5 protein-coding genes are annotated in these 6,047 nt (G+C 67.0%); 3 read left to right on the top strand and 2 right to left on the bottom strand.

Going from position 1 to position 6,047, the window contains the following annotated elements; translation table 11 throughout:
- Positions 1–24: 24 nt before the first annotated feature.
- A complete protein-coding gene (locus tag NA12_RS26205; RefSeq protein ID WP_067456881.1) occupies positions 25–1,116 on the bottom strand; it encodes a ferredoxin reductase in 1,092 nt (363 codons plus the stop codon).
- Positions 1,117–1,259: 143 nt separating this feature from the next.
- Here NA12_RS26205 and NA12_RS26210 point away from each other — a divergent pair, with 143 nt between their 5' ends.
- On the top strand, positions 1,260–1,907 hold the full coding sequence (locus NA12_RS26210) for a TetR family transcriptional regulator (RefSeq protein ID WP_067456917.1): 648 nt from the start codon (positions 1,260–1,262) through the stop codon (positions 1,905–1,907).
- A gap of 51 nt (positions 1,908–1,958) precedes the next feature.
- On the opposite strand, the gene NA12_RS26215 is transcribed toward NA12_RS26210, so the two are convergent.
- Positions 1,959–3,296, bottom strand: a complete 1,338-nt coding sequence (locus tag NA12_RS26215) for an MFS transporter (protein WP_067456884.1) — start codon at positions 3,294–3,296, stop codon at positions 1,959–1,961.
- Positions 3,297–3,405: 109 nt separating this feature from the next.
- Between NA12_RS26215 and NA12_RS26220 the strand changes: the two genes are divergently transcribed.
- A complete protein-coding gene (locus NA12_RS26220) occupies positions 3,406–3,960 on the top strand; it encodes a PadR family transcriptional regulator (protein WP_067456888.1) in 555 nt (184 codons plus the stop codon).
- Positions 3,957–5,987, top strand: a complete 2,031-nt coding sequence (locus NA12_RS26225; RefSeq protein WP_067456891.1) for an NADPH-dependent 2,4-dienoyl-CoA reductase — start codon at positions 3,957–3,959, stop codon at positions 5,985–5,987. The genes NA12_RS26220 and NA12_RS26225 overlap by 4 nt, the downstream gene beginning before the upstream one ends.
- Positions 5,988–6,047 lie beyond the last annotated feature (60 nt).

Genomic DNA, 6,047 nt, shown 5'->3' on the forward strand with positions numbered 1-6,047 from the left:
CCTTGCTGGTATTTCGGTGTCGTTCTACAGTGCGATGTCGACGTCGCCGACAGCCGTGTTGATGCAGACCTGGATCTGCTTGTCGGGCTCGGCGTCGAGTTCGCCGGTACGGATGTTGCGGGTGCAGCCGGAGACCTTGGTCGCGGTGCAGGAGAAGCAGATCCCCATGCGGCAGCCGTATTCCGGCGTCAGGCCCGATGCTTCGGCCTGCTCGAGCAGCGTCGCTCCGGTGTTGTCGGCGGCGACGTCACTGCCGGAGAACGTGACGGTGCCGGTGGCCTCGGCCGGATCGGTCGGGACCGTGGTGAGCGTGAATTCCTCACTGAGCACCCGATCCTGGAGACCTTCGGCCTCGAAGATCGTGTGCACCGCGCGCATCAGCGGCGGCGGCCCACACACGAAGGTCTGCGCGTCGGCGAACCAGGGCGCGACCCGCTCCAGCTCGTCATAGTCGAAGAAGCCACTGCCGGTGGAGGTTTCACCGTCGATCACCGTGCCCGGTTCGACCGGGTAGCGGTATTCGATGCGGAAGTTGGCGCGACGCTGCGCGATCGAGGACAGCTCCGCCCGATGCGGCACCATCTCGGGCTGACGGGCGTAGTGCAGGAACGTGACCTGCCCGGTGTATCCCTCGGCGTCGAGGGTCCGCAGCATCGACAGTACCGGCGTGATGCCGCTGCCGCCGCTGACCAGCAGCACCTTGTCGGGCCGCCGCTGCGGTAGGTGGAAGACACCGGCCGCGGGCGCCAGGTCCACGACCATGCCGGGCTCGGCGTTGGCGTGCAGGTAGTTCGACACCAGCCCACCCGGGTGCGCCTTGACGGTGAGCTGCAGGTAGCGCTCGCCGCGGCTCTCCGGGTCGATCGGCGAGTAGCAGCGGGTGTGGCGCACGCCGTTGATCGAGACGCCGATCTGCACGTACTGCCCGGCGGAATGTCCGCGCCACTGCCGCGAGGCGCGCAGGGTGAGCGTCACCGAGCCGGGCACCGCGTGCGAGACATGGGTGACTTCGGCACGCAGTTCCCGGGCGGTGAGCCCGGGATTGACGAGTTCCAGGTACCGGTCCAGCGGATGCGGCGTCGTCAACGTCTGCACCAGATCGATCAGTCCGACCATGTCGCGTTGCCCCTTCGAGAAGTCCCTCGGCGTGCGCTTCAAATTTCAGTGCACGTCTGTACACTCACCAGTGTGCCCGATGACCCCGGGCCACTGTCAACCGGCAATAATGTGAGGCGGACAACATCATGACGAAGGCCGCTATGGTGAACGGATGTATGCTCACCGATGTGACTGAGCAGGCAGGAACCCGCAATGAGCGCAAAGCGCATACCCGGGCAGCCCTGCTCGACGGCACCCTGACACTGGCCTCGGAGCGCGGATTCGCGGCGCTGAGCCTGCGTGAGATCGCCCGTTCGGCAGGCATTGTGCCGACTGCCTTCTACCGCCACTTCGCCTCGCTCGACGATCTCGGCGCGACCATCGTCGACGAGGGCGTCACCGCGTTGCGGCTGGCATTGCGCGAGGTCAGACGCAAACCGGACGCGCATCTGGCCGATACGGTCCGCTTCGTCTTCGAGCAGGTTCGCGTCAGACGCGCCCTGTTCGGTTTCCTCATTCGCGAGCGTCACGGTGGCCCCGCACCACTACGTCAGGCGATCGCGATGGAGATGCAGCTGATCGTGCGCGAGATCGTCGCCGATCTGTCGCGCCTGCGTGCACTGGATTCGTGGAGCACCGCCGAGCTCGAGATCGCCGCGGATCTACTCGTCACCACCGTGACCGACGGTATCGCTGGGTTCGTCGCGTCCACCCCCCGTGAGGAATCGGCGATCGTGGAGCGCACCGTTATGCAGATGCGCCTGATCGCATTGGGTATCGCGGGCTGGGTACCCAAGAACGCGGAGTGAACTCAGAGTACGGGCGTACACACAACTGTGTGACACCTCACCGGTGAGGTGTCACATATCGGCGGATATCGCGCGCGAGGGCGCGCGCACGGGAAGCAGCACCAGCAGGCCCACCGCCAGCACGACGAGAAGTCCGGCAATGCCGGCGCGGTCACTGTGAAAGATCGAGACGAACACACCGAACAGGGCGGGCGCCAGGAACGACACCGCACGACCGGTGGTGGTGTACAGGCCGAACAGCTGACCTTCCCGGCCCGGCGGTGCGAGTCGCGCCAGGAACGATCGAGCCGAGGCCTGCGCGGGACCGACGAACACCGTGAGCGCGAGCCCGAAGATCCAGAACATCGTCGAGCCCGACACCAGCAGCAACGCGAAACCGCACCCGAGCATCCCCACCAGCGACCCCACGATCACCCGCTTGGGCCCGATCCGGTCGTCGAAGCGCCCGGCCACGACAGCAGCCGCACCCGCGACCACGTTCGCGGCGATCCCGAACAGCAGCACATCGGCGTCGGCGAACCCGAACACCGTCACCGCGAGCACGCCGCCGAAGGTGAACACCCCGGCCAACCCGTCCCGGAACACCGCGCTGGCCAGCAGGAAGTACACCGTGTGCCGATCCTGACCCCACAGCTCGCGCACATCGCGCACGAGCACCCGGTACGAACCGAGGAAGCCGACCTTCGCCGCGCCGGGGTCGGCGCCGGTACGCGGCATCTCCGGCACCGCGAACAGCACCGGCAGCGCGAACACCGTGAACCACACCGCCGCGAGCACGATGACGAGCCGGACATTGAGGCCCTGATCGGTGGGCATCGCGAGCAATCCGCGAGTGTCGCCGTCGCCGGCGAGGAATCCCGCGTAGCAGATCAGCAGCAGCACGATGCCACCGAAATAGCCCATTGCCCAGCCGAATCCGGAGACCCGCCCAACGGTGGCCGGGGTCGACACCTGCCGCATCATCGCGTTGTAGGGGACGCCGGCGAGCTCGAAGGTGGCCGAGGCGAACGCGAGCAGCGCCAGGCCGAGCCAGAGATCGTGATAGTCGTCGCGGACGAAGAACATCAGCGACATCGCGCCGACCGTCAGCGCGGTCAGGGTCGCCAAGGCCCGTTTACGGGAGCCGACCGCGTCGAAGTACTGCCCGCAGACCGGCGCCGTCAGCGCGACGATGAGCCCCGCCCCGGCCAGCGCCCACCCCAGCCACGCGCTGGCCGGTGTCGTGCCCGGCAGGTCCTCGCCCACCTTGTCGGTGAGATACACCGAGAAGACGAAGGTCAGCGTCACGGCCTGGAACGCCGAGGACCCCCAGTCCCAGAGTCCCCACGCCAGCACCTGCCCGCGTCCGGCCGCCTCGCCGACGGTGTCGGCCGCGTTCACCTCGGTCATAGGCCGAAGAGTAACGGCGAACCGCCACCCTCGCCGTCTATTGCATCCGCGCCGTCAATTCATATGAACCTGGTTGCATAGTACCCAGCGTTCCGGATACTCTCGTGCCATGGCACTCGAGCACGCGCTACTGGTCTCGCTCACCGAGCGGGCAGGGTCGGGCTACGAGCTCGCTCGCCGCTTCGACAAGTCGATCGGCTACTTCTGGAGCGCCACCCATCAGCAGATCTACCGGGTACTCAAGCGGATGGAGGAGTCCGGCTGGGTCACCGTCGAATCGGTGAACCAGCAGGGCAAACCCGACAAGAAGGTGTACTCGGTAGCACCGGCCGGTCGGGCCGAGATCGCGCGCTGGCTCGCCGAGCCCACCGACGCCACTCCCGCCCGCGACGAACTCGGCGTGAAGATCCGCGCCGCCGCGTACGGCGACATCGATGCCGTCTGCGCCGAGGTGGAGCGCCATCGCGGCCAGCACGCCCAGCGCCTCGACGAGTACCGCCTCAGCGAGAAGAAATTCTTCCCGGTGCCGGACCAGCTCTCCGGCACCGATCTGCACCAGTATCTGGTACTTCGCGGGGGCATCCGCGCGGAGTCCGGCTACCTCGAATGGTGCGACGAAGTACTGCAGGCCCTGCGACCGCGAAAAGGTGACGACCGCCCATGACTGCCTATCCCCATCTGTTCGAACCCCTCGACCTCGGCCACACCACGCTGCGCAACCGCGTGGTCATGGGCTCCATGCACACCGGTCTGGAAGACCGCGCCTGGGACACCAACAAGCTGGCCGCCTACTTCGCCGAACGCGCCCGCGGCGGCGTCGGCCTGATCATCACCGGCGGCTACGCCCCCAACCGCACCGGCTGGCTGTTGCCGTTCGGCGGCAAGCTCACCAACAAGACCGAGGCCTACCGGCATCGCACGATCACCAAGGCGGTCCACGCCGAAGGCGGCAAGATCGCCATCCAGATCCTGCACGCGGGTCGCTACTCCTACATGCCGACCAGCGTTTCCGCCTCGGCGATCAAGTCCGCGATCAACCCGTTCAAGCCTCGCGCGCTGTCGTCGAAGGGCGTCGAAGCCACCATCGACGATTACGCGCGCTGCGCGGGACTGGCCGCGTTCGCCGGATACGACGGCTGCGAGATCATGGGCGGTGAGGGCTACTTCCTCAACCAGTTCCTCGCACCGCGGGTGAACAAGCGCACCGACAAGTGGGGCGGCTCACCGGAGAACCGGCGTCGGCTACCCGTCGAGATCGCCCGCCGCATCCGCGCGGAAGTCGGCCCCGATTTCATCATCGTGTTCCGGTTGTCGATGGCCGAACTCGTGGAGAAGGGCCAGACCTTCGACGAGATCGTCGCCCTGGCACAGGAATTGGAAGCCGTCGGCGTCGACATCCTCAACACCGATATCGGCTGGCACGAGGCACGGGTGCCCACCATTGTCACCTCGGTACCGCGCGCGGCGTTCGTGGAGTTCACCGCGAAGATCGCGCGCACGGTGAACATCCCGGTCTGCGCCTCGAACCGGATCAATATGCCCGAGATCGCCGAGGAGATCCTCACGCGCGGCGACGCGGCGCTGATCTCCATGGCCCGCCCGCTGCTGGCCGACGCCGAATGGGCCAACAAGGCCATGCAGGACCGGACCGACGAGATCAACACCTGCATCGCCTGCAACCAGGCCTGCCTCGACCACGCCTTCGGCAACAAGAAGGTGTCGTGCCTGGTCAACCCGCGCGCGGGCAGCGAAACCACGCTCAACCTGCTGCCGACGCGCCGAGCCAAGCGAATCGCGGTCGTCGGCGCGGGTCCGGCCGGGCTGTCGGCGGCGGTGAGCCTGGCCGAGCGCGGACACCACGTCGACCTGTTCGAATCCGACGACAAGATCGGCGGTCAGTTCGACATCGCCCGCCGCATTCCCGGCAAGGAGGAATTCGACGAGTCGATTCGTTACTTCCGCCGCAAGATCGAACTCACCGGCGTCACACTGCATCTCGAAAAGCGGGTCACCGCCGAGGAATTGATCGCGGGCAAGTACGACTCGGTGATCCTGGCGACCGGCGTGCGCCCGCGCATCCCCAACATCCCCGGCATCGACCATCCGATGGTGCTCTCCTACGCCGAACTGGTGAAGCAGGAGAAGCCGGTCGGCAAGAAGGTGGCGGTGATCGGCGCGGGCGGAATCGGCTACGACGTGAGCGAATACCTCACCGTCGAAGGACATCCCACGCTCAAGCTCGACGAGTGGAAAGAGGAGTGGGGCGTCGACTCCGACAACGAGCAGGCCCCCGGCCAGCTCAAGGAACCCAAGCCCTCCCCCGCGGCCCGCGATGTGGTGCTGCTGCAACGCAAGTCGACCCCCTTCGGCAAAGACCTCGGCAAAACCTCCGGGTGGGTGCACCGCGCGGCCCTCAAGGCCAAGGGCGTCGAGCAGATCGGCGGCGTGAACTACGACCGCATCGACGACGCGGGCCTGCACATCAGCTTCGGCGAGAAGCGCGAGAACCCGCGCGTGATCGAGGTCGACAACGTGATCATCTGTGCCGGACAGGAATCGGTGCGCGAACTCGAAGAGCCGCTGCGCGCGGCGGGCGTGGACCTCCACCTCATCGGCGGCGCCGACCTGGCCGCCGAACTGGACGCCAAGCGCGCGATCAACCAGGGCACCCGGCTCGCGGCTGGGTTGTAGGAGCGCTGGCGCGCTCGAGCGCGGCCCCTGAGGGCCGCGAGTTGGCCGCCGTTGCTGGCG

Origin of the sequence: Nocardia alba NBRC 108234 (assembly GCF_001612665.1) — a bacterium.
Taxonomy (GTDB): Bacteria; Actinomycetota; Actinomycetes; order Mycobacteriales; family Mycobacteriaceae; genus Nocardia; species Nocardia alba.